Here is a 25,030-nt window from a genome sequence, read left to right on the forward strand (position 1 = left end):
CTGCACATTTCTCAAAGAAAAACTTCAAATCGCGGCGCACATCTGGTACAAAGTCAGCCGCTCTGAGCGGGTGTCGTATAATGGCATTACTCCAGCTTCCCAAGCTGATAACGAGGGTTCTTATAGGACACCCCGTTTTGTGAGCAAAGAAATATGTGTAATGCGGGTATAGTTTAGTGGCAAAACGAAAGCTTCCCAAGCTTTAGTTGAGGGTTCGATTCCCTCTACCCGCTCCACAACACAGCACCACGCCCCAGCAAATATGGATTGCCCCTCCCCTCATCCCTGATCAGCATTCCCTCCATCCCGGCCTACTTTCCAATCGCACAGCCCCTCCGTGCCAATGAACGACCATCCGCGATCACATTAGGTTGTGAATAAAGAAACTCTGAAAACGCACGCCAAACGGTCAACTATCGGACACGGTGAATACGCGTTAGGCAGTGAGACCTGCATGAGGCAGGAAATCATAGATTACCTACGCCGCGCATCAGACCAAAGCCATCGTGTGAACTCAAAAAAGGTTCGGCCTGGAAGATCAATATCGTCTGCTGGAAGGTCAGCAGATTCCAACGCAGCGCGACAGCGTTGCCATTGCTCTCTGGCTATCTCCGTGGACTGGATCATCATCTTCCTCTCCATGCTTTTATCTCCTTTATGCCGCTTTACATGGACTGTTACGGCTCAAGCCGAAGCAGCATTCGTCATATTCGCTTTACCAAATATTCGCTAAAGCGTATATTCGATTTTCCATATACATCGAGTTCAACCATGAGCCCTGCGATCAAAGTGCTTTTCGTGTGCGTTGCCAACTCAGCCCGCTCCCTGCTTGCAGAGGCTTTGCTGCGGCACACCGACCCGCGCTTCGAGGCCTTCAGCGCAGGATCCGAACCGTCTGAGGTTGATCCGCGCACGACTCAAGCATTGGAGGCAGTTGGAGTCGATGCAACGGGCCTGCGCAGCAAGTCCATCAGCGAGTTTCAAGCTGATCGATTCGATTACGTAATCACTCTTTGTGATAAATCCGCAAGCGAGTGCCTACCAATGCCCAGCGCAGGTGAAGTCATTGCCTGGGACTTTCCTGACCCAGTAAATAGCGATGATCCCGGCGCATTTCGCCACACGCTCCACAACATCCACGAGCGCATCAAGCTCTTCGTTTTGCTTAAGACCAAACACTTGGAGGATCTATGACAGACCCCATGAACCCCATCACGCTATTCAAGTGCCTGGCAGACGACACCCGAACCAAAATTACGATGCTCGTCGTGAGTGAAGGCGAGTTATGTGTCTGCGAGCTGACAGCCGCTCTTGAGATGAATCAGCCCAAAATTTCTCGTCACTTGGCGCTGCTTCGTTCAGCAGGCTTGCTGATGGATCGTCGCCAGGGTCAGTGGGTGTACTACCGCCTGAATCCCGATTTGCCTGCGTGGGTAACTGCGGTTTTGAAAGAAGTCGTAGACGCCAATCAGCAATGGCTGGAAACCGAGACTAAACGCCTGTGCGGTATGAACGACCGTCCGATCAATCAGGCCGTGTGCAGTTGATTCACACCCAACCGGATTAACGAAATGCTGATTGCCGTATTGATATTTATCGCCACCATCGTGCTCGTCATCTGGCAGCCCAAGGGGCTCGGAGTTGGTTGGAGTGCCACGTTGGGTGCCATCGTGGCGTTGCTGGCAGGCGTCGTTACTCTTGCAGACATACCCGAGGTCTGGCGCATCGTCTGGAATGCTACCGGGACTTTCATTGCGGTCATCATCATCAGTTTGCTGCTTGATGAGGCAGGCTTTTTCAAATGGGCTGCGCTGCATGTGGCCCGATGGGGAGGCGGGAGCACCCGCAAGCTGTTCGCATTTATCGTCCTGCTGGGCGCAGCGGTGTCGGCCCTGTTCGCCAATGACGGAGCAGCATTGATCCTCACACCCATTGTGATCGCGATGTTGCTGGCGTTGCGTTTTTCTCCTGCGGCTACTTTGGCATTCGTCATGGCCGCCGGTTTTATCGCCGATACGGCGAGCTTACCGCTGGTGGTTTCCAACCTGGTCAACATCGTTTCTGCCGACTACTTCGATATCGGCTTCAACGAATATGCTTCGATCATGGTGCCGGTAAACATCGTCAGCGTGGCGGCGACATTAGCCATGCTGCTGTGGTTTTTCCGCAAAGATTTACCAAAGACCTATGACCTCAACCAACTGGACAATCCGGACGAGGCAATCCACGACCGGGCCACTTTTGTAGCCGGCTGGTGGGTGCTGGCACTACTCCTGATCGGCTTCTTTGTCATTGAGCCATTGGGGGTACCAATCAGCGCCATTGCAGCGGTCTGTGCATTCATTCTCTATGTCATCGCGGCTCGTGGTCACGCCATCAACACAAGCAAGGTGCTCAAAGAGGCACCATGGCAGGTGGTGATTTTTTCTTTGGGTATGTACCTGGTTGTGTATGGCCTGAAGAACGCCGGCCTGACCGACCACATCGCGCAAATCCTGAACGTGTTCGCCGGTTATGGCGTTTGGGGCGCATCCCTGGGTACAGGGCTGCTAACAGCGTTGTTGTCTTCGATCATGAACAACATGCCCACCGTTCTGGTAGGCGCCTTATCCATTCATGCCGCCGAAGTCGATGGTGTAGTCCAGCAAGCGATGGTTTACGCCAACATCATCGGCTGCGACCTGGGCCCGAAGATCACCCCAATTGGGAGCTTGGCCACTCTGTTGTGGCTGCATGTGCTGGCCCGGAAAAACATAACGATCAGCTGGGGTTACTACTTCAAGACCGGGATCGTGCTGACCGTGCCCATCCTCGTCGCCACGTTGTCCGCCCTGGCACTGCGCCTCAGTTTCTGAATCAAGGAATCATCTGATGAAAGTCTTGTTCATGTGTACCCACAACAGCTGCCGCAGCATTCTGTCCGAGGCGCTTTTCAACCACTTGGCGCCCGAGGGTGTAGAAGCCGTCAGCTCAGGAAGCTTTCCCAGTGGCCGGGTGAATCAACGGGCACTGCAGACGCTGGAGGCGGCGGGTATTTCCACGGTGGGCTTGAGCAGCAAGGCTTCGGATGCTTTTGAAGGCTCGCCTCCAGACATCGTGATCACTGTCTGCGACCGGGCAGCGGGTGAAGCATGCCCAATCTTCTTTGGGCCAGCTTTGAAGGCGCATTGGGGGCTGGCCGACCCGTCTGAGGCTAGCGGGTCGGAAGCCGAGATAACCGCAGCGTTTGAAGCCACACTGGCCAAAATTCACGAACGCGTGAGTGCGTTTCTTGCACTGCCGCTCAAGACCATGAGCCCTGACCAACTGAAAGCTGAACTGAACCGCATCGGTTCGCTTTAAAGATCAACCGAGGCGGCGTCCTAGCCGGCGCCGTGGTAGGAGTTTATATGCAAGATACATTGCCGAACGTACACACCGACCTGATCGACATTCCGTCGTTGGAGCAACTGGAGCCGCGTACACCGTCACTCCATAAGCCTCGAATTCTGCTTTTGTACGGATCGACGCGAGAGCGCTCTTTCAGCCGGTTAGTCACGCAAGAGGCGGCACGCCTGCTGAATGAGTTTGGCGCTGAAACCAAGATCTTTGACCCATCGGGTCTGCCGCTGCCGGATGACGCTCCCGATACACATCCCAAGGTCGCTGAGCTGCGCGAGCTGATGCAATGGTCTGAGGGGCAGGTGTGGTGCTCCCCTGAGCGTCACGGCTCGATGAGTGCAGTATTCAAAGCCCAAATTGACTGGGTTCCGCTGGCGATTGGCGCTGTACGACCTACGCAAGGCAAAACCCTTGCTGTGATGCAGGTCTGCGGCGGCTCGCAATCTTTCAACGTGGTCAATCAGCTGCGCGTACTGGGTCGATGGATGCGGATGTTCACCATCCCAAACCAATCTTCGGTGGCCAAGGCGTTCACCGAGTTCGACGAGGTAGGCCGCATGAAGCCGTCCTCGTACTACGACCGACTGGTGGATGTGATGGAAGAGCTAATGAAGTTCACGCTGCTGTTGCGGGGTCGCCAGGACTACTTGGTTGATCGCTACTCCGAGCGTAAAGAGTCCGCTGAAGAGCTGTCCAAGCGCGTCAACCAGCGCTCCATTTAACGTCACCGCGAGGAAACTGTATGAGTCAGATAACGATCTACCACAACCCGCAATGTGGCACCTCTCGCAACACCTTGGAGCTGATCCGCAACAGCGGAGAAGAGCCGACTGTTATCGAGTACCTACAGACCCCACCTGACCGCACCACGCTTGTCACGTTGATCAAGGATATGGGTATCGAGGTGCGGGCCCTGCTTCGTATCAAAGGCACTCCTTACGAGGAGCTGGGACTCGGTGATACGTCACTTACTGATGATCAGCTCATCGATGCCATGATGGCTCACCCCATTCTGATCAATCGCCCCATCGTCGTGACGCCCTTGGGGACACGCTTGTGTCGTCCTTCAGAGGCAGTCCTCGACCTTCTGCCGCAAGAGCAGCGCGGCAGCTTCGTCAAAGAAGACGGACAAGTCGTCATTGATGAGAATGGCCGCAGGGTTTAAACCAATGTGAAGCAGATGGGCCGGGAGGGATGCTGGTGAATCAAAACTCGAAATTTGATGCAGTGGTCATTGGCGGTGGCTGATCCGCGCTCACCGTTTGCATGAGGCCTAATTGCCGGCTGGCCAATGGCAGCTTTAGCATGTTCAACAGATGATCGAGATCAGATTGGATTCGTTCTTGGGTCTCTATACTGGCGACAGTTCAGCATCGACTTAAGGTTTCCCCCCCATGACTCATTCGGCCCGTGACAAACTAGACGTAGTCATTATTGGCGGGGGGCAGTCAGCTTTGGCAGTGGCGTATTTTCTGCGCCGAACTCAACTGTCGTTTGTCATCCTCGACGCCGAGGAAGAGCCCGGTGGTGCATGGCGGCATGGCTGGAACTCGCTGCGTTTATTCTCCCCGTCCACTTGGAGTTCGATCCCAGGCTGGATGATGCCTCCTGCGCAGGAAGGGTATCCAACGCGAAATCATGTGATCGACTATCTCAGCCAATATGAGCAGCGCTATCTATTCCCGGTTGAGCGCCCGGTTCGGGCCGTTTCTGTAGAGCGTATAGAGTCTGGCTTACGAGTGCGTTCTGACGCCAAGTATTGGGATGCAAAGATTGTAATCAGCGCTACCGGCACTTGGAGCAATCCGTATATCCCTCACTACCCTGATGCCGAGTTATTCGCCGGTCGGCAATTGCATTCCGCGAACTATGTCGATGCACAAGCGTTTGCTGGCAAGAAGGTTTTGGTGGTGGGTGGTGGCAATTCAGGAGCGCAGATTTTGGCAGAAGTCTCCAAGGTCGCTGAGACCACTTGGGTGACGCCTACTGAGCCGGTGTTTTTGCCTGATGAAGTGGATGGGCGGGTGCTATTCGAACGTGCCACTCAGCGCTTGAAAGCTCAGCAGGAGGGGCGTGTCATTGATCAGCCCGTCGGCGGGTTGGGAGACATTGTCATGGTGCCGCCAGTTGTAGAAGCCCGTGAGCGTGAAGTTCTCAAGTCTGTACGCCCTTTTGAACGCTTCACTCGCGACGGTGTGATGTGGGCCGACGGCTCCGAATCTGCAGTGGATGTAGTGATCTGGTGTACCGGATTCAGGCCCGCACTTCAGCATCTGAATACGCTGGGGGTGATCGACACTGAAGGTCGTGTTGAGGTCGACGGCACTCACTCGATCCTGGAACCAAGACTATGGCTGGTGGGCTATGGCGAGTGGACAGGTTCGGCTTCCGCCACACTGATCGGTGTAACACGCACAGCACGCAGCACAGTCAATCAGATCGCGACCTATCTTGACGAGCCGTCCGTGGCCTAGTGCGCCTACACCCCAGGAGTAGAGGACATGAATGAAATGATCGCGCGCTGGCCGGAGCGCAATCCCCGCCTGTTTTTAGCGGTTGCAGCGCTTGTCTGGTTCGGATTGTATGAAGCCCTGATACCTGTTTCAGAGGTTTTGGTCGCAGCGCTTCCGGTTGATCGAAATAGCCACCTTGGAGGCGCCTTACAGTTTTTTTTCTACGACACACCCAAAGTGTTGATGCTGTTGACTGGCATCGTGTTCTTGATGGGCATGCTCAACTCCCACTTCACGCCTGAACGCACCCGCGCAATATTGGCAGGGCGAAGCGAGGGCACGGCCAATGTCATGGCGGCCTCGCTCGGTGTGTTTACCCCATTTTGCTCGTGCTCAGCCGTTCCTCTTTTTATAGGTTTTGTTCAAGCTGGCGTGCCCCTGGGGGTAACGTTCTCCTTCCTCATTTCTGCGCCCATGGTGAATGAGGTCGCGCTGACACTGCTGCTTGGCTTGTTCGGCTGGAAAGTTGCGTTGCTGTATCTCAGCCTAGGGTTGTTTATTGCGATTGTGGCTGGCTGGGTCATTGGCCGCCTGAAAATGGAGGCCTATCTGGAAGATTGGGTTCGTGACATGCCGAGGATCCAGGCAACTGCCGGGGACACCCGCATGCCCCTGTATGAGCGGATAAGTGCCGGGTTTGGCAGCGTGCGTGAAATCGTCGGAAAAGTCTGGCCTTACATCCTCGCCGGTATTGCCATTGGCGCGGGCATTCACGGGTATGTGCCAGAGGATTTCATGGCCAGTTTCATGGGCAAGGAAGCCTGGTGGTCGGTTCCGCTCGCGGTTCTTATCGGCATCCCCATGTATACCAATGCGGCAGGCATCATCCCCATTGTGCAGGCACTACTCGCAAAGGGCGCGGCACTGGGCACTGTGCTGGCCTTCATGATGAGTGTCATCGCTCTATCTCTTCCGGAGATGGTGATTTTGCGCAAGGTGCTTAAAGTTCGCCTGATAGCCACCTTCATTGGGGTCGTCGCCGTCGGCATTCTCATCGTTGGTTACGTCTTCAACTTCGCTTTGTAATCCACCTACCGAGGTTTTTATGAAAGACATCAAGGTTCTGGGCACCGGTTGTGCAAAATGCAAATCGACAGTCGCCATCATCGAACAAGTGGCGAGTGCGAAAGGCATCCCCATAAAGCTGGAAAAAATCGAAGACATGCAACAGATCGTCAGCTACGGGGTCATGTCCACCCCGAGTGTTGTGATTGATGGAAAGGTTGTTCACTCAGGGGGCATCCCGACCCGTGACAAGGTTGAAGAGTGGCTCAGCGCTTAGAGGGACTAGAGGCTCCTCAGGCCACAGTGGGGTGACCGCTGCTGGCTGAGAACGCAGCTCGCCTACCTACACACCTACACAACCTTCGTACCTCCTTGTCCATTAAGGGTTCGATTCCCTTCACCCGCTCCACTCAGATATTGGTCTCGCGTCAGGATGGTTTTGACGGGGGATGTAAAAAACCGGTCCTTGGTGGCCGGTTTTTATGGGTGAAATATAGAGTCGGGCGCTTCAAAGCCTCGGAAGCCTTCAAAATAAACACCGCAAAACATGTACAAAACAATATTTTTGTACAACTATCAGTCCTTGAACCTCAGCACCCCGCCCCACTCGATCAAGGAGCCGGTCCATGGCACGCCTACTGGTTTCACTGCTTCTGGTATTGAGCCTGTGCAGCTGCGGCAACGTAGAGGTCGACCACTATGCCGACCAGCAACCGCAGTTGGACCTGGAGCGTTTCTTCAGCAAACCCGTCAAGGCCTGGGGCATATTCCAGAAGCGTTCGGGGGAAGTGGCCAAGCGCTTTGAGGTAGATATCGCCAGCCGACGCGAGGGCGATGCGTTGATTCTCGACGAGCGTTTTCTCTACAGCGATGGCACGCGCCAGCAGCGGGTGTGGACGTTGACACCGGATGGCCCCGGCCGCTGGCGCGGGCGCGCGGGGGATGTGGTTGGCGAGGCTATCGGCGAGGTGGCCGGCAACGCATTGCGTTGGCGCTACCGCCTCAACCTGGCGGTGGATGGCTCGGTCTACGAAGTCAGTTTTGACGACTGGATGTACTTGATGGACGAAGACACGTTGATCAACCGGTCGAGCATGTCCAAGTTTGGCGTCGAATGGGGCCAGGTCACGCTGTTCTTTCGTCGCCAATGAACGACCCACTGCGAGGCTGAATCATGAACATGCAAATGCTGACCGAACTGGCCGTGAAGGGTGAGATACGCGAGCTGGAGTTGCTGTCGCTGGAGGGCGGTTTCTACATCGCGCGCGTCAGGCTCGAGCATACGGCGATGACGCTGCTGGACGAGGATGCGAAACCGATGCGTATCGGCTCGACCACGCATTTGCGCGACCTGTTGCAACGGGTTCCGGCGTTTCCTTGTGTGCTGGTGCAGCACTGCGTCCACGATGAAATGTGCGGTACACGTGAAGGCCCCATCGGTGCGTTGCGTATTCCGTTTACGTTGGCCCAGTCCTTCTAGGGTGCATTTCATTCTTTGGCTGGCCTTCCCTTGGTATGGGTGGGTTGGAAAGGGAAACCTACCGCACGCGATCCTGTGCCGCTTCTGTCACATGCCTGGGGCGTAGAAGTCCCGGACATTCCTGGTTGCTACTCCGCCGGTGACGACTTGGACGACGCCATGGCCATGGCCCGTGAAGCGATTGAAGGCCACTTCGAAATTCTCGCCGAAGACGGTGCGCCGATTCCCAGCGCGCAGAAAGTCACCCTGCATGCAGCCAACCCCAAGTACGCCGGTTGCATGTGGGCAGTGGTGGACATCGATGTCACCAAATACCTGGGCAAGGCGCAGAAACTCAACATCACCCTGCCAGGCTATTTGCTCAATCGTATCGATGAATACGTACTGCACCATCCCGAGGAAAAAAGCCGTTCGGGGTTCCTCGCGTCCGCAGCGCTCAAGGTGCTGCAACAGGATCGATAGCGGCATCTGAATGCGCCGACAGACTCGTTCCGGCGGAATTTGACCGCAAGAAACGTAGTTTTCCTCCAGGTCGATGGAACTACCGTAGCGCTGTACCCTTTTACGTCCGTTCTCCGAGGAGCCCGTTGATGGCCTACGAATACACACTCATGCCCTCCCCCGTCGGCGAACTGACCCTGGTGTCCCGCCATGGCAAACTCAGCGCCATCCTATGGGAAACAGAGCGCGCGAACCGTGTACGCCTGGGGGAATTGCGCGAAATGAAAGACAACCCCGTGCTGTTGGAAACCGAGCGCCAGTTGCAGGAATATTTCGCCGGTGCCCGTCATCGGTTCGAGCTGGAGCTGGACTTCACCGGCACCGACTTTCAGAAACAAGTCTGGCAGGCACTGCTGACCATCCCCTTCGGCGAAACCCGCAGCTACAGCCAGATCGCCCAGCAGATCGGCAACCCGAAAGCCGTGCGCGCCGTGGGCGCGGCCAATGGGCGTAATCCGATCTCGATCATTGCGCCGTGCCATCGAGTCATTGGCGCATCGGGCGGCTTGACCGGGTTTGCCGGCGGGCTTGCGGCCAAGCAGTATCTGCTCGCACTGGAAGGCACAGGCCAGGCGGAACTGCGGTTCTGAGTGCGCCGGCGACCAGGACCGACTTGAACCCGGCATAAAAAAACGGCGGTTGGATGGGCGCCAACCGCCGTTTTGCATATCGAGTGCAAGCCTCAACCGTCGCCTTGACGGCCTTTACCGTAGGTAGATGCCAGGGCGCGGGCCTTTTGCAGACGCTCTTCCAGCTTGGGCAGCGTCTCATCCACCAGCGCTTTTATTTCCGGGACATCCGACGCGGCACCTTCCTGCTTGAACAGCGCGATGGCGTCTTCGTTTTCCTTGACCTGTTGCGCGGTGTAGGCAGCATCGAAGGAATCACCGTCCTTGAGCTCGGGCATGAGGGTTTCGGCTTTGTCGACGATCTTCTCGCGCGGCGCCACGGGCAGGTCGAGCTTCTTGGCGATGGCCGCCAGATGCTGGTTGGCCAGGGTGCGCTCGTTGATCACCTCGATGGTGTAGTCCTTGATTTCCTGGGACGAGGTCTTGGCGTGGGCCATGCGGCTGGTTTCGATATCGGCCATGCCTTTGGCCGAAGCCTGCTCGATGAATTCAGCCGGCGACTGGGCGAAAGCATTGCTGGCGCCGAGGCCCAGCAGCATCGCGAAACTGGCGGTGCGTAACCGGATAGCCATGCGGCTCATGATGGGTTCCTCCAGGGCAAAAATAGGTGCGAGAACATACGCCCCGCTCTGAATTCGAATTTTAACCGCCGCAAAGGTTTAGAAAAAGCTTGCCAGTGCGACGAACGGTCGCCGCCTCACGCCGGTTTACTGCCGAACAGGCCCGGCAACGCGTGGGCCAGCGCATTGATGGCGAAGCCGATGAACATCACCCCACAGAGCTTGGTGATGAGGATTTCGTGACGCTGATACACCGTGCGTACCCGCTGTGCGCCCACCACGCCGATCAGAATCGCGTAGGCCAACAGCCCGCCGATAAAGCTCAGCAAGATCAACGATGGCAGCATCGCCCAGGTCAGCAGCTCGGCACGGCTGGACAGCAAGGCGGTAAACGTGGCGACGGCCACCGGGTAGGCCTTGGGGTTGGTCAGGCCGAACAGGATGCCGTGCCAGAACGGATGCCGCGCCGCGCCCTGGGGTGCCTCGCTACTGCGGCGCTGAGTACGGATCGCGCGCCAGCCCAGCCAGAACAAGTACGCGCCACTGAGCACGCCCAGCACATCGAACGCAGTGCTGCCGACTTCCCGCGCCCCCACGATCGCAATCAGCGCGGTGCTGCACCACAGCACATCGCCGAGCAAATGCCCGCACAGAAAACCGGCCCCGGCGCGACGCCCCCGGGCCGCGCCGATACCGAACACGGCCAACACCCCCGGGCCAGGCGTAATACCGTAGATAAAACCCGAAGCGAGGACGGCGAGCAGCAAGGATGGGGTCATGGGCGTGACTCTGACTGACGGTTGAGAGGTGGAAGGATTCTGCACGTTCCCGCGCTACGGGTAAAACTGCATGCCGGCATAAGGCTTGGCGCGACAGGCTTGCAGGCGCGAGGCCAGATCACCGACATGGGCTTCGAGCTTGTGGCCATCGGGGTCGAGAAAATAGAACGAAGCGCCCTCGCTGCGGTTGTCGCGCCACTCTGCTACGCCGGCGGCTCGCAGGCGTTGCACCAGCGCGGCGAAGTCGCTCGCGCCTACCGTGAAGGCAAAGTGGGTGTATTCAGCCGCCGGCACCGACGGGCGCAGTGGGTCGAGGCACAGGCACAGCCACAAGCCGGGCAATGACAGGTAGGCGCCGTTGTCCCAGGTGGCGTCGAGGCGAAGTTGCAGCAGGTCATGGTAGAAGCTGACGCTGCGCGGCAGATCGGTGACGGCCAGGGTCAAGTGGTTGAGGCCGGTGAGCATGGGGTCGTTCCTGTTAGTGGCAACCTTCGGACAATACACCCTGCACCTGCGCCTTCAACTACTGCAACCCAGAATCCCCTCCCCGCCGCGCGTGCCACGCCAGCTCAAAGGCGAACGACGGAATATGAAACGGCGGCGGCACCGTCGACAGTTGCTCACGGTCGATGTTGAGCACGCCCCTCGACGAGACGGTCAGGATCAGGTCCGTGCCCTCGATCAACTGCGGCGCCACGCCCCAATGCGGCAGGCTGATCGCCACATGCCGCCGCTCACGGATCACGCTCAGCGCCCGCTCGATTTCCGGGGTGCCGCTGCCGCGCATTTCCAAGAGCACATGGGGCCGCGACAGGTAGGTGGGCAGGTCGAGCGTGCCCCTGGGTGGCAGGCTGGCGTTTATCGGCAAGGCGCCGCTGTGGATGTGGGCCGGCGGTGCATTTGGCGTGTGCTCTATCTCGTTGGCGTTGATGCTGCTGCCCAAGCTGGGCGCATCGGGCTTTATCGCGCTGGCCATGGCCGGGCAACTTCTCGCCTCGCTGCTGCTCGATCACTTCGGCCTGTTCGGCCTGGTGGAACGCCCGCTCACAACGCCCCGGGTACTGGGCGCGTTGCTGTTGATCGGTGGCGTCGCGTTGATTCAGTTCAGCGCCACCCCCGCCCGCGCACTCGCGACGGCGAGCTGATCAGCGGTTGTTCAGAGAGGCCAGCCGATGGATCTCGGCTTGCTCCACCACCGGCTGTGGTGCGCCGTGACGCACCGCCGCCAACATCGCACGGCCAACAGTCTCGGTGCTGACTACCCAACCTGGCTTTATCCGACGCACCAACGAGAGCAACGGCCCGAGTACCGTATAGAACAACGCGTACAACGGCGTCTTCGAACGCACGTCGTGCAACGGCTGAATCAGCCCTGGCCGGAACACATACACCGCCTTGAACGGCAGGCGCAGCAAGGCATTCTCGGTCTTGCCCTTGACCCGCGCCCACATCGACTGGCCCGTTTCGGAACTGTCGGTGCCGGCGCCGGCGCCGGACACATAGATAAACGTCATTTGCGGATTGAGCCGCGCCAGGGTGCTGGCGGCGACCAGGGTCAGATCATAGGTGAGATGGGTGTAGCGGGTTTCATTCATCCCCGCCGATGAAACACCGAGGCAAAAGAAGCAGGCATCGAAACCTTGCAGCAAGTTCTCCAGAGCCTGCAAATCCAGCATGTCCGCGTGCAGCACCTGATGCAGTTTGGGGTGCTCCAGGGTCAACGGCGTGCGGCCGACGGCGACGACTTCCTGCACGTCGGCGGCCAGCAGGCACTCGCGCAGAACGCCTTGACCGATCATGCCAGTGGCACCGAATAACAGAACTCTCATAAGGGGACCTCAGCGGCAAGCCGCAAGCTTCATGCTCAAGTTGAATACGGTGCAGGATTCACACCTTAACAGCTTGTAGCTGAATGCTTGCAGCGTGCGACCATCCCGTCAGAACGCGCTGCGGAAAATCTCCTCAATCTGACGCTGATCAGCCCGGCGTGGGTTGGTCAGGCCACAGGCGTCTTTCAACGCGTTGGTGGCCAGCAGCGGAATGTCCTGCAACTTGGCGCCCAGTTCGCGCAGGCCGGCGGGGATGTCGACGTCCTGGGACAGGGTACGGATGGCGGCGATGGCGGCTTGGGCGCCCTCTTCCGGCGAGTTGCCGTTGATGTCCGCACCCAACGCACGGCCGACGTCGCTCAAGCGCTTGGCACTGACGCTGGCGTTGAAACTCTGCACATGAGGCAGCAGCACCGCGTTGCACACGCCGTGGGGCAAGTCGTACAGGCCGCCCAGTTGGTGGGCCATGGCATGCACGAAACCCAGGGAGGCGTTGTTGAACGCCATGCCGGCGAGGAACTGCGCATAGGCCATGTTTTCCCGCGCGGCCTTGTCGGTGCCGTCGCGTACCGCCAGGCGCAGGTTGGCGCTGATCAGTTCGATGGCCTTGATCGCGCAGGCGTCGGTGATCGGCGTGGCGGCGGTGGATACGTAGGCTTCGATGGCGTGGGTCAGGGCGTCCATGCCGGTGGCGGCGGTGAGGCCCTTGGGCATGCCGACCATCAGCGACGGGTCGTTGACCGACAGCAGTGGCGTGACGTTGCGGTCGACGATGGCCATTTTCACGTGACGGGTTTCGTCGGTGATGATGCAGAAACGGGTCATCTCGCTGGCGGTGCCGGCGGTGGTGTTGATGGCCACCAGCGGCAGTTGCGGCTTGCTCGATTGGTCGACGCCTTCGTAGTCGCCGATATGCCCGCCATTGGTCGCGCACAGTGCGATGCCCTTGGCGCAGTCATGGGGCGAACCGCCGCCCAGGGACACCACGAAATCACAGGCGCTCTGCTGCAACAGCGCGAGGCCTTTCTCGACGTTGTCCACATTGGGGTTGGGCTTGGCGCCGTCGTAGATCACCGAATCGATGTCCTGCATCGCCAGTTTCTCGGCGATCATGCTGGCCACGCCCGCCTTCGCCAGACCGGCGTCGGTAACGATCAGGGCCTTGCGAAAACCGTAGTTGCGAATGGCGACCATCGCGTCGTCAAGGCAGTCAGTGCCCATGATGTTAACGGCGGGGATGAAGAAGGTACTGCTCATGGCGAATCCTCAGAGGCGTTATGCCGACAGCATCAACGTTCATCACAGGGCCCACCTTGATCAGGATCAACCCTCGCTCGTGATAAAGTCACCGACCCGCCGATTTCGAGTAGACCCGCCGCGATGAAGGATTTTCAGGATATTGACGCCCACCTTGAAGACTGGAGCGCACTGCGCAGCGCCATCGACTTCAGTGGAATTCTGATCGGCAACGGCGCCAGCCGAGCGATTTGGGAAGACTTTGCCTACGACTCGCTGTTCGAAAACGCACGCACCGTTGAAGAAAAACCCTTGAGCCAATCCGAGCTGAGCGTGTTCGACGCCCTGCAGACCCGCAGCTTCGAGCAGGCCCTGAGCGCGCTGAAGACCACCAGCCGGGTCAACAAAGCCCTGGCGGTCAGTTCGGCGGCGCCGCGCAATCGCTACTATGCGATCAAGGAAGCATTGATCAACACCATCCACGCCGTACACATCCCGTGGCGCCTGGTGCAGCCGTCGACATTGGCGACGATCAACGCGGAACTGGCCAGCTACTCCACGGTATTCACCAGCAACTACGACTTGCTCAACTACTGGGCGATCCTGCACACCCCCGGCATCGACGACCTGTTCCGCAGCGCCGACGCCAGCTTCGACCTGCGCGACACCCGCACCGACGCCACGCGCATCCTCTACCTGCACGGCGGCCTGCACCTGGTGCGCAATCTCGACGGCACCGCACGCAAATTGCCGACCACCGACAGCACCCTGCTCAGCAGTTTTGCGATCAACAACACGATCAAGACCCTGGACGATGTGCCGTTGTTTGTCAGCGAGGGCAAGGTGGAAGAGAAGCTCAAGACCATCCGCAGTTCGGATTATCTGTCGTTCTGCTACGAGCAGTTACTCGGCCATGAAGGGGCGCTGTGCATCTTCGGCCACGACCTGGGAGCGCAGGATAAACACTTGGTGGATGCGATTCGCCAGGCCCGGGTGACGACCCTGGCGATCGCGGTATCGGGGCGCAGCGATGGGTTTATCCGCCAGCAGAAGCGGCGGTATTCGCAGTTGTTCGATGGCAGCGGCGTGGCGTTGAGATTCTTTGCCGCGCGCAGCCATGCGCTGGGGCATCCGGCGCTGTCGGTGCCGGTCGAACGCTGAGGTCCTGAGCCGCTTGCGCAGGGTCAGTGTATTTGCTTGGAGACAAACGACAATAATTCTCGATATCATTCACGACTTTTCTACATCGTGCTTCGCCAAGAAGGATATCCATGTCGCGTCCCAAATCCGACCCGCTGTCGGACGATGCCTTTCGCGGGTTTTATGCAGACATTCTGTATTTCCTGCGCAAGCGCACGGACAACGCCAGCGACGCGGCGGACATGACCCAGGATGTCTTCACCCAATGGCTGGACTACCGCGACCGGGCCAAGGTCGAGCAGCCACGGGCGTTTCTGTTCCAGATGGCGCGCAACCTGTTGCGCGATCACTGGCGCAAACAGAAGGTACGGCAGGCCGTCCACGCCGATCAGGTTGAAAGGGATGCCGAGCCGGTCATTGACGAGCACAACCCGCCGATGGCCGCCGCGCTTCGCCTGCAACGCCTGGAACAGTTGAAAGAAGTCCTCGCCGAACTCTCGCCGCGCAGGCGAGAAGCCCTTATGCTGCATCGCTTCGAAGGCTTGAGCCAGGCGCAGATCGCCGAGCGCATGGGTATTTCGACCAGCATGGTGGAAAAGCACATCGCTTTTGCCCTGCTGCATTGCAAGCGACGCCTTCAACCTGACCCCGGCACGGAGCAGCCAGCATGAGCCGCCTGAGCGACATCGACGCCCCGGACATCGAAACGAGCGACGCCGTCGATGCCCAAGCCGCCAGCTGGTTTGCACGCAACCGCAACGCCACCGCACGCGCCGACCGCAAGGCCTTCGCCGCCTGGCAGGCGGTGCCGGCCCATGCCCAAGCCTATGCCGAATTCGAACAACTGTGGGCCGACCTCGCCCAGTTGCAGCAACTGAACACGCCCGTGGCGCTGCCCAAGCGCACCGCCGTGATCTGGCGCCCGGCCCTGGCCGTGGCGGCCGCCCTGCTCTGCGCGGTACTGACCACGCCCCTCGGCGCGCCGCGCGAGTTGTATCACACCCAGGTCGCAGCCCACGCCAAGGGCATGCGTACCCTGAACCTGCCCGATGGCAGCCGCCTCTACGTGAATGCCAACACCCGCCTGCGCGTAGATTTCAGCGCCCACCAACGCATCGTTCACCTGGACAAGGGCCAGCTGTATATCGAAGTGGCGGCCGACAAGGAACGGCCGCTGTACGTGCAAGCCGGCGAAGCGACGGTGCGCGTGGTGGGCACCGCTTTCGATGTGCGACGTGGCCAGCAACAACTGGTGGTGAGTGTTGCCCACGGCCAGGTGGCGTTCGCGCCGGATGCGACCAAACCGGTCGCGTTGCTCGGCGCCCAGCAACGCGCCACCTTCGACTACGCCAAGGGCACCGTGCAACAACAAACCCTCACCGCCGAGGAAGTTGCCGACTGGCGCAGCGGGCACTTGTCGTTCCGCAATCGCGAGCTGGCCAGCCTGATTGATGAATTGAGTTTGTATCGTCCCCAACCCCCGCTGCAGGTGAGTCACGCCGTGGCGCACCTGAAGGTGTCAGGCAACCTGGATGTGCATGACCCGGATGCCTTGCTCAACGCCCTGCCCGCCTTGTTGCCGGTGAAAACCGTGACCTCGGCCGATGGCATTGTCCGGATCGAACCCCGAAAATAACCCTGAAGCAAACACATGAGAATATTTTTCATTCGCATGTGTGGTTTTTTTCCTCAGCCCCGTCTTCCTCCTGATTGTGTTCGATCCGCACACCTTTTTGGCTGTTTGGCCACCCCGGGGGATTTCATGTTTCGCGCGCCTTGCCACGCTTCGCACCTGCTTTTTCGACCGAGCCTAATGGCGACATGCCTGGCCTTCAGCCTCAGCGCCCATGCGCAGTCGTTCACGCTGCAACTGCCCGCCCAGGCGTTGGCCACGTCCCTGAGCCAGGTCGCGCAACAGGCGAAAATCCAGCTGCTGTTCGATGAAAAGCAGCTCAAGAACGTCCAGGCGCCGGCGCTCAACGGCGACTTCACCGCAGAAGTGGCAATTCGTACCCTGCTGAACAATGGCGCGTTCACCCTGATCAAGGTCGGCAGCACCTACGTCGTGCGCCCCGATGAGGGCAAGACCACCAGCAGCGGCGCGATCCAGCTGGACGCCTTGAGCGTGATCGGCACCGGCAATCAAGTCGACTCCAGCACCGTCGGCCGTTCGACCCTGAGCCAGGCGGACATCGACCGCTACCAGGCCAACAACATCCCCAGCCTGCTGCAGACGTTGCCTGGGATCAGCCAGGGCGGTTCGCTCAAACCCGGCGGCCAGACCATCAACATCCGTGGTTTCGGTGACGCCGAAGACGTCCCGCTGACCGTCGACGGCGCCACCAAGAGCGGCTTCGAGCGCTACCAGCAAGGCACGGTGTTCATCGAGCCCGAGCTGATCAAGAGCATCGAAGTGGAGAAAGGCCCCAACTCACCGTTCAGCGGCAACGGCGGCTTTGGCGGCACGGTGAACATGACCACCAAGGATGCCCCGGACCTGCTCAAGGACGGCCGCAACAGCGGCGCGATGCTCAAGTACGGTTATTCCAGCAACGACCACGAACAGGTCTACAGCAGCGCCGTGTATGGCCGCACCGACGATGGCCGGTTCGACGCCCTGGCCTACCTGACCCAGCGCGACGGCGGCGACATGAAGGTGGCCGCCAAGTTGCCCAACGAGAACAACCAGTACCCGATCAACCCCCAGCGCCTGCCCAACACCGCCCAGGATGTGGACGGCAAGCTGTTCAAGGTCAACGCGCACTTCACCGATGAGCACAGTGTCGGCCTGTCTTACTCGAGCGCCCGCAGCAACCGGTGGACGCCGTTTTCCGCCGCGAGCTACCCGACGCCACCGACCCAGGCCAACATCGACCGCTACGGCTACGAAGGCGCGTTGAAACGTTTCCTGGCCAACCGCGACACGCTCGACACCACTTGGTCGGGCAAGTATGAATACCAGCCCCTGGACAACCCGCTGGTGGACCTGACCGTCAAATATTCACAGTCCGACACCCAGCAGACCGACGAGCGCGACGCCACCGCGTTTTTCCAGTTGGCCACCGGCGGGCGCAAGATGGACACCGCCTACACCGACAAACATCTCGACATCCGCAACGTCAGCCTGTTCGACACCGGGCCGTTGCAACACGCGCTGACGGTCGGCGGGCAAATCCGCAAGCACACCCGCGAAACCGAGATGTGGATGCCCGGCGCCACCTACAACACGCCGCGCTACAACTATGGGCATTTCCAGCCGAGCTTCATGCCCCATGGCAAGGTGGATACCAACAGCTTCTTCATCCAGGATGCGCTGACCCTGGGCGACGTGACCGTCACGCCATCGCTGCGCTACGACCATGTGCGCAACCGCGGCGAGGCCAACGATGCGCCGTACTACAGCAACCCCGACCCGGCCGTCGGCCACGACTACAGCGATCGCACCTACACCGGCTGGTCGCCGCGCCTGGCGCTGTTCTGGACCGTCACCCCGAACGTCGCCCTGTTCGCCAACTGGAGTCAGACCTGGCGCGCCCCGGTGATCGACGAACAGTACGAAGTGCAGGGCCTGGGCAGCCGCACCGCCACCAGCGTCGACCTCGACCCCGAGCGCATCACCTCGATCACCGTGGGCAACATCACCCGCTTCGACAACCTGATCGCCCAGGACGATAACCTGCAACTGCGCACCACCCTGTTCCACAACAAAGTCGAAGACGAAATCTTCAAGGCCACGGGCGTGGGCTGCCAGAACCAGGCTATCAACGGCGGCACCATCGCCACCGCGTGCCCGCCGGGGCCGAGGTCCAATTACCGCAACATCGGCGGCCTGACCATCAAGGGTTTCGAGCTGGAATCGTTCTATAACTCCACCTACCTGTTCGGCTCGGTGTCGTTCGCCTACGCCACCGGCAAGCACGAAGGCGCCTACACCAACCCATGGGGCCCGGATGTGTCGGCCCGCGACATTCCGCCGACCAAATGGGTGCTGGTCATGGGCACCCACATCCCGGCCTGGGATGCCCAGGTGGGATGGATGGGGCAATTCATCGGCGCGACCGATCGCCTGCCCAGCGATAAATACTCCGGCGGCCCCGGCTCCGGCGTCGGCGACTTGTTCTACGACCAGTACGGCAACAAGCGCTACAACACCCAGGGCCTGTTCGCCAAATGGGCGCCGCAACAGGCTTACCTGAAAGGCACCGTGGTGAACCTCACCGTGGACAACCTGTTCAACAACAACTTCCGTCCGGCGCTGAGCGGCGACCGTGCCTACACCAAGGGGCGCGACGCGAAGATCAGCGTGACACGGTTCTTCTGACAGCGGCCTAGCGGTTGCGCACCAGGCTCAACTCGGCCGTCGGTGTGCGCTGCTTGCTCAAGTAGCGGGTACAGCTGACGCGCAGAAACGAGGCAAAATTGACCACCTCGCCGCGGTAGTCCATGACTTCCTCGTACAGCTTGGTGATCAGTTGATTGGTGGTCATGCCATCCACGCTGGCGATTTCGCTGAGGATGTCCCAGAACTGGTTCTCCAGGCGCACGGTGGTGACGACGCCGCAGATGCGCAGGGAGCGCGAGCGAGACTCATAGAGAATCGGGTCGGCCTTGACGTACAGCTCGCACATGGCGATGACCTCCGTTGCTTACAAGGTGATTGTCGTGCCCAGCAGGCCGAGGAACCCGGCCAGCCAGCTTGGGTGCGCCGGCCAGGCCGGCGCCGTGACCAGATTGCCTTGAACGTGGCTATGGGTCACTGGAATATCGATGAACGAACCGCCCGCCAGGCGCACTTCCGGGGCACAGGCCGGGTAGGCACTGCACTCGCGACCGGCGAGGATACCGGCCGCCGCCAGCAGTTGCGCGCCATGGCACACCGCAGCAATCGGCTTGCCGGCTTGATCGAAGGCGCGCACCAGTCGCAGGACTTTTTCATTCAGGCGCAGGTATTCCGGCGCACGACCACCGGGCACCAGCAGCGCATCGTAGTCGGCGGCTTCGACCTGGGCGAAATCCGCATTCAGGGCGAACAGGTGACCGGGCTTTTCGCTGTAGGTCTGATCGCCTTCAAAGTCATGGATCGCGGTTCGCACGGTATCGCCGGCCGACTTGTCGGGGCACACCGCGTGGACGATATGACCGACCATCAGCAGCGCCTGGAAGGGCACCATCACTTCATAGTCTTCGACATAATCGCCGACCAGCATCAGGATCTTTTTCGCAGCCATGGGGCATTCCTCCAGTTCAACGGTTGGGCAGACAAGAGTAGTCAAGATAGGCGCGTGCCGACGGGCCGGGTAATCCCCCGCTACTACAACTGTACGGATCAATCCGCACCCAGCTGTAGACCCCCGATTCGCGGAGGTTGTGGCTAGATGATCGTCCACTTCCGACCACTCGATTCCGGTTCCCGCCATGAACTCGCGCGAAAACACCGGCATGGCCCTCGGCCTGCTGGGCGTCATCATCTTCAGTCTGACCCTGCCCTTCACGCGTATCGTGGTGCAGGAAATCCACCCGCTGCTCAACGGTCTGGGCCGTGCGTTGTTCGCTGCGATCCCGGCGGCGGCGCTGTTGCTGTGGCGCCGCGAGCGCTGGCCGAGCTGGCGCCAGGTGCGCGGCCTGTGCCTGGTGATTGCCGGGGTGATCCTCGGCTTTCCGGTGTTGTCGGCGTGGGCCATGCAGACGCTGCCGGCGTCCCACGGCGCGCTGGTCAATGGCCTGCAACCCTTGTGCGTGGCGCTGTACGCCGCGTGGCTGTCCCATGAGCGGCCGTCGAAAGCCTTCTGGGCCTGCGCCGCCTTGGGCAGCGCGCTGGTGCTGAGTTATGCGTTGATCAGCGGTGCCGGCAGTATTCAAGCGGGGGATCTGTTGATGCTCGGCGCGATTGCCGTGGGCGGCCTGGGTTATGCCGAAGGTGGGCGCTTGGCCAAGGAGATGGGCGGCTGGCAAGTGATCTGCTGGGCGCTGGTGCTGTCGACGCCGCTGTTGATCGGCCCGGTGGCTTACCTGGCGGTGCAGCATCAAGGCGCGATTTCCATGGGCACCTGGTGGGCGTTCGGTTATGTGTCGCTGTTCTCGCAGTTCCTGGGGTTCTTTGCGTGGTACGCCGGGTTGGCCATGGGCGGCATTGCGCGGGTCAGCCAGATTCAGCTGTTGCAGATCTTCTTCACCATCGCGTTTTCGGCGTTGTTCTTTGGTGAACACATCGAGCCGATCACCTGGCTGTTCGCTTGCGGGGTGATCGTGACGGTGATGCTGGGGCGCAAGACTGCGGTGCAGCCGGCGCCAATCTCGAAGGCCAATGCGATTTAACGGTGGGAGGAGGCTTGCTCCCGATAGGGGTCTATCAGCAACAAATGTGCTGACTGCCCCTCTGCTATCGGGAGCAAGCCCCCTCCCACATTGGCTTCGTGTTCAGCCGAGGTAACCGTCGGTGCGCAACAGGGTTTCCAGGCAGTGCTCGGTGATGTGATAGAACTCCTTGAGTGCCTGAATCTTGTCCAGTAGCTGCGCGTTGTCCACCGGTTCGGCGCGTTTCACCGCAAGGATCATCTTGTTCTTGTTGGTGTGTTCCAGGGAGATGAACTCGAACACCTTGGTCTCATAACCGCAAGCCTCCAGGAACAAGGCGCGCAGGCTGTCGGTGACCATTTCCGCCTGCTGGCCCAGGTGCAAACCGTATTGCAGCATCGGCTTCAACAGCACCGGGCTCTGGATCTGCAGGCGGATCTGTTTGTGGCAGCACGGCGAGCACATGATGATCGACGCGCCGGAACGGATGCCGGTGTGGATCGCATAATCGGTGGCGATGTCGCAGGCATGCAGGGCGATCATCACGTCCAGCTCGCTGGGCGCGACGCTGCGCACGTCGCCGCAGGTGAACACCAGCCCCGGGTGTTCGAGGCGGGCGGCGGCGGCGTTGCACAAGCTGACCATGTCTTCGCGCAGTTCAACACCGGTGACCTCGGCCTCGACATTGAGGGTGTTGCGCAGGTAGTCGTGGATGGCGAAAGTCAGGTAGCCCTTGCCCGAGCCGAAATCAGCGACGCGCACCGGTTGGTCCAGCCTCAGCGGGGACGCGATCAGCGCATGGCTGAACACTTCGATGAACTTGTTGATCTGCTTCCACTTGCGCGACATCGACGGGATCAGCGCGTGCTTGGCGTCGGTCACGCCCAGGTCGGCGAGGAACGGCCGGCTCAGGTCGAGGAAGCGGTTCTTCTCGCGGTTGTGCTCGGCCGACGGCGCCTCACGCAATTGCTGCGGCTTGCTTTTGAACAGCGAGCTTTTGTTCTTCTTGCTGTATTCCAGTTGGGCTTCGTCGGTCAGCGCGAGCAAGTGTGCGTTCTTGAACGAGGTCGGCAACAACTCGGCAATCGCCGCCACACCGTCGGCCACCGGGAGGTTCTTGGTGATGTCGCGGGTTTTGTAGCGGTAGACGAAGGACAGGCAGGGCTGCTCCTTGACCGTCACCGCCTTGATGATCAGCCGTTGCAGCTCGGCTTCCTCACCGACGTACTTGGCCAGCACCAGTTTGATAAAGGCGTTGTGCGCAAGGCTTGCGCTGAGCAGTTCGATGAACTGGGCGTGATGATCCGGCGCAGGGCGGGCAGGTTGAGCGGTGACGGACATGAACAAAAACGCCTCGGGCTGGGAATGCCGGGCATTTTAGGGGGATGGGGGCTGAGGGCACGGGGTTATTTGATCAACGGTAAGATTGGGGGCCCCACCGCAGATCCAAATGTGGGAGGGGGCTTGCCCCCGATGGCAGTGTGTCAGTCAGCTCATCTGCAGCTGATGCACCGCTATCGGGGGCAAGCCCCCTCCCACATTGGATTCGGCACTGGTTGGGTTATTCGAGCACGATCAGGCGATTGGGCAACTCATTGCGCGCGTGCGTCAGCGGCACATGCACCTTGAGCAACTCACCGCAGGCTTCGATGCAGGCAATGAACCCGGCCAACGTCTGGCCCTGTTTCACCTGCTGGGTAAACGCCTTGACGATACCATCCCAACTGCTGTCATCCAGGCGTTTGGAAATCCCGTCATCCACCAGGATCTCCACATAGCGCTCGGCCTCGCTGACAAAAATCAACACCCCGGTGCCGCCCAGCGTGTGGTGCAGGTTTTGCTCGAGGAACTGACGCCGCGCCAGGTTCGACGCGCGCCAGTGGCGCACCGAGCGGGGGATCAGCCGCGTGGTGACCTTGGGCAGGCGAAACACCAGGCACAGCACGATGAATGTCGACCACTGCGCCAACAACAAGGTGTACATGCTCAGGTAGCCCGAGAAGTAATGCACCACCCCCGGCACCACCAACGCGATCAGGCTGGCCCACAGCAACGGGATGTAGGCGTAATCGTCGGCACGCGCGGCCAGCACGGTCACCAGCTCGGCGTCGGTCTGTCGCTCGACCCGGGCGATCGCTTCGGCGACCTGGCGTTGTTCGTGTTCAGTCAGTAGTGCCATGGTTGTAAACGCTCGTTTTTAGTTATTGTCATCACCAGCCGCCCGAAGCCCCGCCACCGCCGAAACCGCCACCGCCGCCGCGAAAACCACCGCCACCGCCGCCGTCCCGGCCGCCTCGGCCGCTGCTGCTGAGAATCGCCAACAGAATCGCCCACACCGGCAGGCCCAGGCGATTGCACAGCCACAACACGCCGATCAGCAGGATAAACAAACCGATGGAAAACCCCGGATTATCCTTGGCGAAGTTGGCATCCGCCACATGGGCCGGCACCGCCAGCGGCTCGCCGCCCACCACCTGGATCATCGCGGCGACGCCGTCGCTGATGCCCTGGCTGAACTTGCCGGCCTTGAACTTGGGCGCAATCACCTGATTGATGATCACCCACGACTGTGCATCGGTCAGCGTGCCTTCCAGGCCATAACCGACTTCGATGCGCAATTTTCGCTCATCGCGGGCGACGATCAACAGCGCACCGTTGTCCTTGCCCTTCTGGCCGATGCCCCACTGGCGCCCCAACTGATAACCGTAGTCTTCAATCGGCACGCCCTGCAGGTCAGGCACAGTGACCACCACGATCTGGTCGCCACGGCTTTGCTCCAGCGCCTGCAATTGCTGGGTCAACTGCTCGCGCACCGCCGGGTCGATCATCTGCGCGGTGTCCACCACCCGCCCGGTCAACGCCGGGAAGGTCAACGCCGCCTGGGCCACGCCCGCGCAGGCCAACAGCCACAGCGCCAGGCCTATCCGTAATAAACGCATCGACACCTCAATGCAGCTTTATTTGAACTTCACTTGCGGCGCTTTATCGGCATCGGCAGTGGTGGCTTCAAACGTGGCGCGGATCGGCAGATCGCTGTACATCACGCTGTGCCACAGGCGCCCCGGGAACGTGCGGATCTCGGTGTTGTACGCCTGCACCGCCTGGATAAAGTCGCGACGCGCCACGGCGATACGGTTTTCCGTGCCTTCCAGTTGCGACTGCAGGGCCAGGAAGTTCTGGTTGGCCTTCAGGTCCGGGTAGCGCTCGGACACCACCATCAAGCGGCTGAGCGCACTGCTCAACCCGTCCTGGGCTTGCTGGAACTGCTTGAGTTTTTCCGGGTTGTCGAGGGTGCTGGCATCGACCTGGATCGACGTGGCCTTGGCCCGCGCTTCAATCACCGCGGTGAGGGTGTCTTGTTCATGGGTTGCGTAACCCTTGACCACTTCCACCAGGTTGGGGATCAGGTCGGCACGCCGTTGATACTGGTTCTGCACCTGGCCCCAGGCCGCCTTGGCCTGTTCATCCAGGGTCGGAATGGTGTTGATGCCACAACCGCTCAGCACTGTGCTGATCAATAGCAAAGCCGCGGCCTTCAAGCCCCAGCGGTAACCTTGTGCTGCTTGCATGGTGTTTCTCCTGCCCAACCTTGATGGAATTTGACGACTCGCCCTATAAACCGCGCACATGGGGCATAATCCGCCCCCACTACTGGAATGCATCGAGCCAATCAGCTAAAAAGA

At 60.0% G+C, this 25,030-nt stretch carries 29 protein-coding genes, 1 tRNA gene and 2 pseudogenes; 20 read left to right on the forward strand and 12 right to left on the reverse strand.

From position 1 onward, the window contains the following. Nucleotides 1-162 precede the first annotated feature (162 nt). The 14 genes from C5F70_RS17170 (at nucleotide 163) to C5F70_RS17240 (ending at nucleotide 9,470) form a co-directional block, all read left to right on the forward strand. Nucleotides 163-236 (forward strand) — tRNA-Gly (locus C5F70_RS17170). Nucleotides 237-771: 535 nt separating this feature from the next. Next, a complete protein-coding gene (locus C5F70_RS17180; RefSeq protein WP_017844878.1) occupies nucleotides 772-1,194 on the forward strand; it encodes an arsenate reductase ArsC in 423 nt (140 codons plus the stop codon). Next, complete coding sequence (locus tag C5F70_RS17185) at nucleotides 1,191-1,547, forward strand: metalloregulator ArsR/SmtB family transcription factor (protein ID WP_102618429.1); 357 nt, start codon at nucleotides 1,191-1,193, stop codon at nucleotides 1,545-1,547. Before C5F70_RS17180 ends, C5F70_RS17185 begins: the two co-directional genes overlap by 4 nt. A 24-nt stretch (nucleotides 1,548-1,571) precedes the next feature. Next, nucleotides 1,572-2,855 (forward strand): arsenic transporter, encoded by a 1,284-nt coding sequence (locus C5F70_RS17190; RefSeq protein ID WP_017844876.1) that lies wholly within the window; start codon nucleotides 1,572-1,574, stop codon nucleotides 2,853-2,855. Between the two features lie 16 nt (nucleotides 2,856-2,871). Further along, on the forward strand, nucleotides 2,872-3,342 hold the full coding sequence (locus C5F70_RS17195) for an arsenate reductase ArsC (protein WP_007247285.1): 471 nt from the start codon (nucleotides 2,872-2,874) through the stop codon (nucleotides 3,340-3,342). Between the two features lie 47 nt (nucleotides 3,343-3,389). Beyond that, nucleotides 3,390-4,103 (forward strand): arsenical resistance protein ArsH, encoded by a 714-nt coding sequence (gene arsH / locus C5F70_RS17200; protein ID WP_017844875.1) that lies wholly within the window; start codon nucleotides 3,390-3,392, stop codon nucleotides 4,101-4,103. A 20-nt stretch (nucleotides 4,104-4,123) separates the two neighbouring features. Then, nucleotides 4,124-4,546: an arsenate reductase (glutaredoxin) gene (gene arsC, locus C5F70_RS17205; RefSeq protein WP_046490310.1), complete on the forward strand. Its 423-nt coding sequence runs from the start codon at nucleotides 4,124-4,126 to the stop codon at nucleotides 4,544-4,546. A 229-nt stretch (nucleotides 4,547-4,775) separates the two neighbouring features. Continuing rightward, a complete protein-coding gene (locus C5F70_RS17210) occupies nucleotides 4,776-5,855 on the forward strand; it encodes an ArsO family NAD(P)H-dependent flavin-containing monooxygenase (RefSeq protein WP_104903783.1) in 1,080 nt (359 codons plus the stop codon). Nucleotides 5,856-5,882: 27 nt separating this feature from the next. Next, the gene (locus C5F70_RS17215; protein ID WP_017844872.1) at nucleotides 5,883-6,920 is read left to right on the forward strand and encodes a permease; all 1,038 of its coding nucleotides are present in this window, start codon (nucleotides 5,883-5,885) and stop codon (nucleotides 6,918-6,920) included. 19 nt (nucleotides 6,921-6,939) lie between these two features. Further along, nucleotides 6,940-7,176 carry a thioredoxin family protein gene (locus tag C5F70_RS17220; protein WP_046490302.1) on the forward strand — a complete coding sequence of 79 codons (237 nt, stop codon included), beginning with the start codon at nucleotides 6,940-6,942 and terminating at the stop codon, nucleotides 7,174-7,176. A gap of 349 nt (nucleotides 7,177-7,525) precedes the next feature. Continuing rightward, complete coding sequence (locus C5F70_RS17225) at nucleotides 7,526-8,050, forward strand: DUF3833 domain-containing protein (protein WP_017844870.1); 525 nt, start codon at nucleotides 7,526-7,528, stop codon at nucleotides 8,048-8,050. Nucleotides 8,051-8,073: 23 nt separating this feature from the next. Next, nucleotides 8,074-8,379: a DUF6482 family protein gene (locus C5F70_RS17230; protein WP_017844869.1), complete on the forward strand. Its 306-nt coding sequence runs from the start codon at nucleotides 8,074-8,076 to the stop codon at nucleotides 8,377-8,379. 75 nt (nucleotides 8,380-8,454) lie between these two features. Beyond that, nucleotides 8,455-8,841: a type II toxin-antitoxin system HicB family antitoxin gene (locus C5F70_RS17235; protein WP_017844868.1), complete on the forward strand. Its 387-nt coding sequence runs from the start codon at nucleotides 8,455-8,457 to the stop codon at nucleotides 8,839-8,841. A 128-nt stretch (nucleotides 8,842-8,969) separates the two neighbouring features. Further along, nucleotides 8,970-9,470: a methylated-DNA--[protein]-cysteine S-methyltransferase gene (locus C5F70_RS17240; RefSeq protein WP_046384395.1), complete on the forward strand. Its 501-nt coding sequence runs from the start codon at nucleotides 8,970-8,972 to the stop codon at nucleotides 9,468-9,470. 92 nt (nucleotides 9,471-9,562) lie between these two features. On the opposite strand, the gene C5F70_RS17245 is transcribed toward C5F70_RS17240, so the two are convergent. The 4 genes and pseudogenes from C5F70_RS17245 to C5F70_RS17260 form a co-directional block, all read right to left on the reverse strand. After that, nucleotides 9,563-10,090 (reverse strand): DUF4142 domain-containing protein, encoded by a 528-nt coding sequence (locus C5F70_RS17245; RefSeq protein WP_017844866.1) that lies wholly within the window; start codon nucleotides 10,088-10,090, stop codon nucleotides 9,563-9,565. A gap of 116 nt (nucleotides 10,091-10,206) precedes the next feature. Continuing rightward, nucleotides 10,207-10,848 (reverse strand): LysE family translocator, encoded by a 642-nt coding sequence (locus C5F70_RS17250; RefSeq protein WP_046384396.1) that lies wholly within the window; start codon nucleotides 10,846-10,848, stop codon nucleotides 10,207-10,209. Between the two features lie 54 nt (nucleotides 10,849-10,902). Then, nucleotides 10,903-11,313 (reverse strand): fosfomycin resistance glutathione transferase, encoded by a 411-nt coding sequence (gene fos, locus C5F70_RS17255; protein WP_017844864.1) that lies wholly within the window; start codon nucleotides 11,311-11,313, stop codon nucleotides 10,903-10,905. A gap of 58 nt (nucleotides 11,314-11,371) precedes the next feature. Beyond that, a pseudogene (locus tag C5F70_RS17260) lies at nucleotides 11,372-11,701 on the reverse strand (LysR family transcriptional regulator); the annotation flags it as partial. On the opposite strand from C5F70_RS17260, the pseudogene C5F70_RS17265 reads away from it, so the two are divergent. Next, nucleotides 11,700-11,993: pseudogene (locus tag C5F70_RS17265) on the forward strand (DMT family transporter); the annotation flags it as partial. The pseudogenes C5F70_RS17260 and C5F70_RS17265 overlap by 2 nt on opposite strands. Here C5F70_RS17265 and C5F70_RS17270 read toward each other — a convergent pair. After that, nucleotides 11,994-12,677: an NAD(P)H-binding protein gene (locus tag C5F70_RS17270; RefSeq protein WP_104903784.1), complete on the reverse strand. Its 684-nt coding sequence runs from the start codon at nucleotides 12,675-12,677 to the stop codon at nucleotides 11,994-11,996. Nucleotides 12,678-12,785: 108 nt separating this feature from the next. Continuing rightward, the gene (gene yiaY / locus C5F70_RS17275) at nucleotides 12,786-13,934 is read right to left on the reverse strand and encodes an L-threonine dehydrogenase (protein WP_017844859.1); all 1,149 of its coding nucleotides are present in this window, start codon (nucleotides 13,932-13,934) and stop codon (nucleotides 12,786-12,788) included. A gap of 123 nt (nucleotides 13,935-14,057) precedes the next feature. Between yiaY and C5F70_RS17280 the strand changes: the two genes are divergently transcribed. The 4 genes from C5F70_RS17280 (at nucleotide 14,058) to C5F70_RS17295 (ending at nucleotide 19,374) form a co-directional block, all read left to right on the forward strand. Further along, nucleotides 14,058-15,074 carry a DUF4917 family protein gene (locus C5F70_RS17280; protein WP_017844858.1) on the forward strand — a complete coding sequence of 339 codons (1,017 nt, stop codon included), beginning with the start codon at nucleotides 14,058-14,060 and terminating at the stop codon, nucleotides 15,072-15,074. A 110-nt stretch (nucleotides 15,075-15,184) separates the two neighbouring features. Further along, on the forward strand, nucleotides 15,185-15,724 hold the full coding sequence (locus C5F70_RS17285) for an RNA polymerase sigma factor (protein WP_017844857.1): 540 nt from the start codon (nucleotides 15,185-15,187) through the stop codon (nucleotides 15,722-15,724). Further along, the gene (locus C5F70_RS17290) at nucleotides 15,721-16,689 is read left to right on the forward strand and encodes a FecR domain-containing protein (RefSeq protein WP_104903785.1); all 969 of its coding nucleotides are present in this window, start codon (nucleotides 15,721-15,723) and stop codon (nucleotides 16,687-16,689) included. The genes C5F70_RS17285 and C5F70_RS17290 overlap by 4 nt, the downstream gene beginning before the upstream one ends. Before the next feature lie 126 nt (nucleotides 16,690-16,815). Then, a complete protein-coding gene (locus tag C5F70_RS17295; RefSeq protein ID WP_046490284.1) occupies nucleotides 16,816-19,374 on the forward strand; it encodes a TonB-dependent receptor in 2,559 nt (852 codons plus the stop codon). A gap of 7 nt (nucleotides 19,375-19,381) precedes the next feature. Here C5F70_RS17295 and C5F70_RS17300 read toward each other — a convergent pair whose 3' ends face one another. Both C5F70_RS17300 and C5F70_RS17305 read right to left on the reverse strand, forming a co-directional pair. Then, the gene (locus C5F70_RS17300; protein ID WP_017844854.1) at nucleotides 19,382-19,681 is read right to left on the reverse strand and encodes a ribbon-helix-helix domain-containing protein; all 300 of its coding nucleotides are present in this window, start codon (nucleotides 19,679-19,681) and stop codon (nucleotides 19,382-19,384) included. Nucleotides 19,682-19,699: 18 nt separating this feature from the next. Beyond that, a complete protein-coding gene (locus C5F70_RS17305; protein WP_104903786.1) occupies nucleotides 19,700-20,281 on the reverse strand; it encodes a DJ-1/PfpI family protein in 582 nt (193 codons plus the stop codon). Between the two features lie 187 nt (nucleotides 20,282-20,468). On the opposite strand from C5F70_RS17305, the gene C5F70_RS17310 reads away from it, so the two are divergent. Continuing rightward, nucleotides 20,469-21,368, forward strand: coding sequence for a DMT family transporter (locus tag C5F70_RS17310; protein ID WP_057004755.1), 900 nt, complete (start codon nucleotides 20,469-20,471; stop codon nucleotides 21,366-21,368). Between the two features lie 102 nt (nucleotides 21,369-21,470). On the opposite strand, the gene C5F70_RS17315 is transcribed toward C5F70_RS17310, so the two are convergent. From C5F70_RS17315 to C5F70_RS17330, 4 genes are all read right to left on the reverse strand, one after another. Then, nucleotides 21,471-22,688: an SAM-dependent methyltransferase gene (locus C5F70_RS17315; protein WP_046384405.1), complete on the reverse strand. Its 1,218-nt coding sequence runs from the start codon at nucleotides 22,686-22,688 to the stop codon at nucleotides 21,471-21,473. 220 nt (nucleotides 22,689-22,908) lie between these two features. After that, nucleotides 22,909-23,526, reverse strand: a complete 618-nt coding sequence (locus tag C5F70_RS17320) for a TPM domain-containing protein (RefSeq protein WP_046490279.1) — start codon at nucleotides 23,524-23,526, stop codon at nucleotides 22,909-22,911. 31 nt (nucleotides 23,527-23,557) lie between these two features. Further along, the gene (locus C5F70_RS17325) at nucleotides 23,558-24,286 is read right to left on the reverse strand and encodes a YgcG family protein (protein ID WP_017844849.1); all 729 of its coding nucleotides are present in this window, start codon (nucleotides 24,284-24,286) and stop codon (nucleotides 23,558-23,560) included. An 18-nt stretch (nucleotides 24,287-24,304) separates the two neighbouring features. Continuing rightward, nucleotides 24,305-24,916, reverse strand: coding sequence for a LemA family protein (locus tag C5F70_RS17330; RefSeq protein WP_017844848.1), 612 nt, complete (start codon nucleotides 24,914-24,916; stop codon nucleotides 24,305-24,307). Nucleotides 24,917-25,030: the final 114 nt, after the last annotated feature.

The organism is Pseudomonas sp. LH1G9, from assembly GCF_002949975.1.
Lineage (GTDB): Bacteria > Pseudomonadota > Gammaproteobacteria > Pseudomonadales > Pseudomonadaceae > Aquipseudomonas > Aquipseudomonas veronii.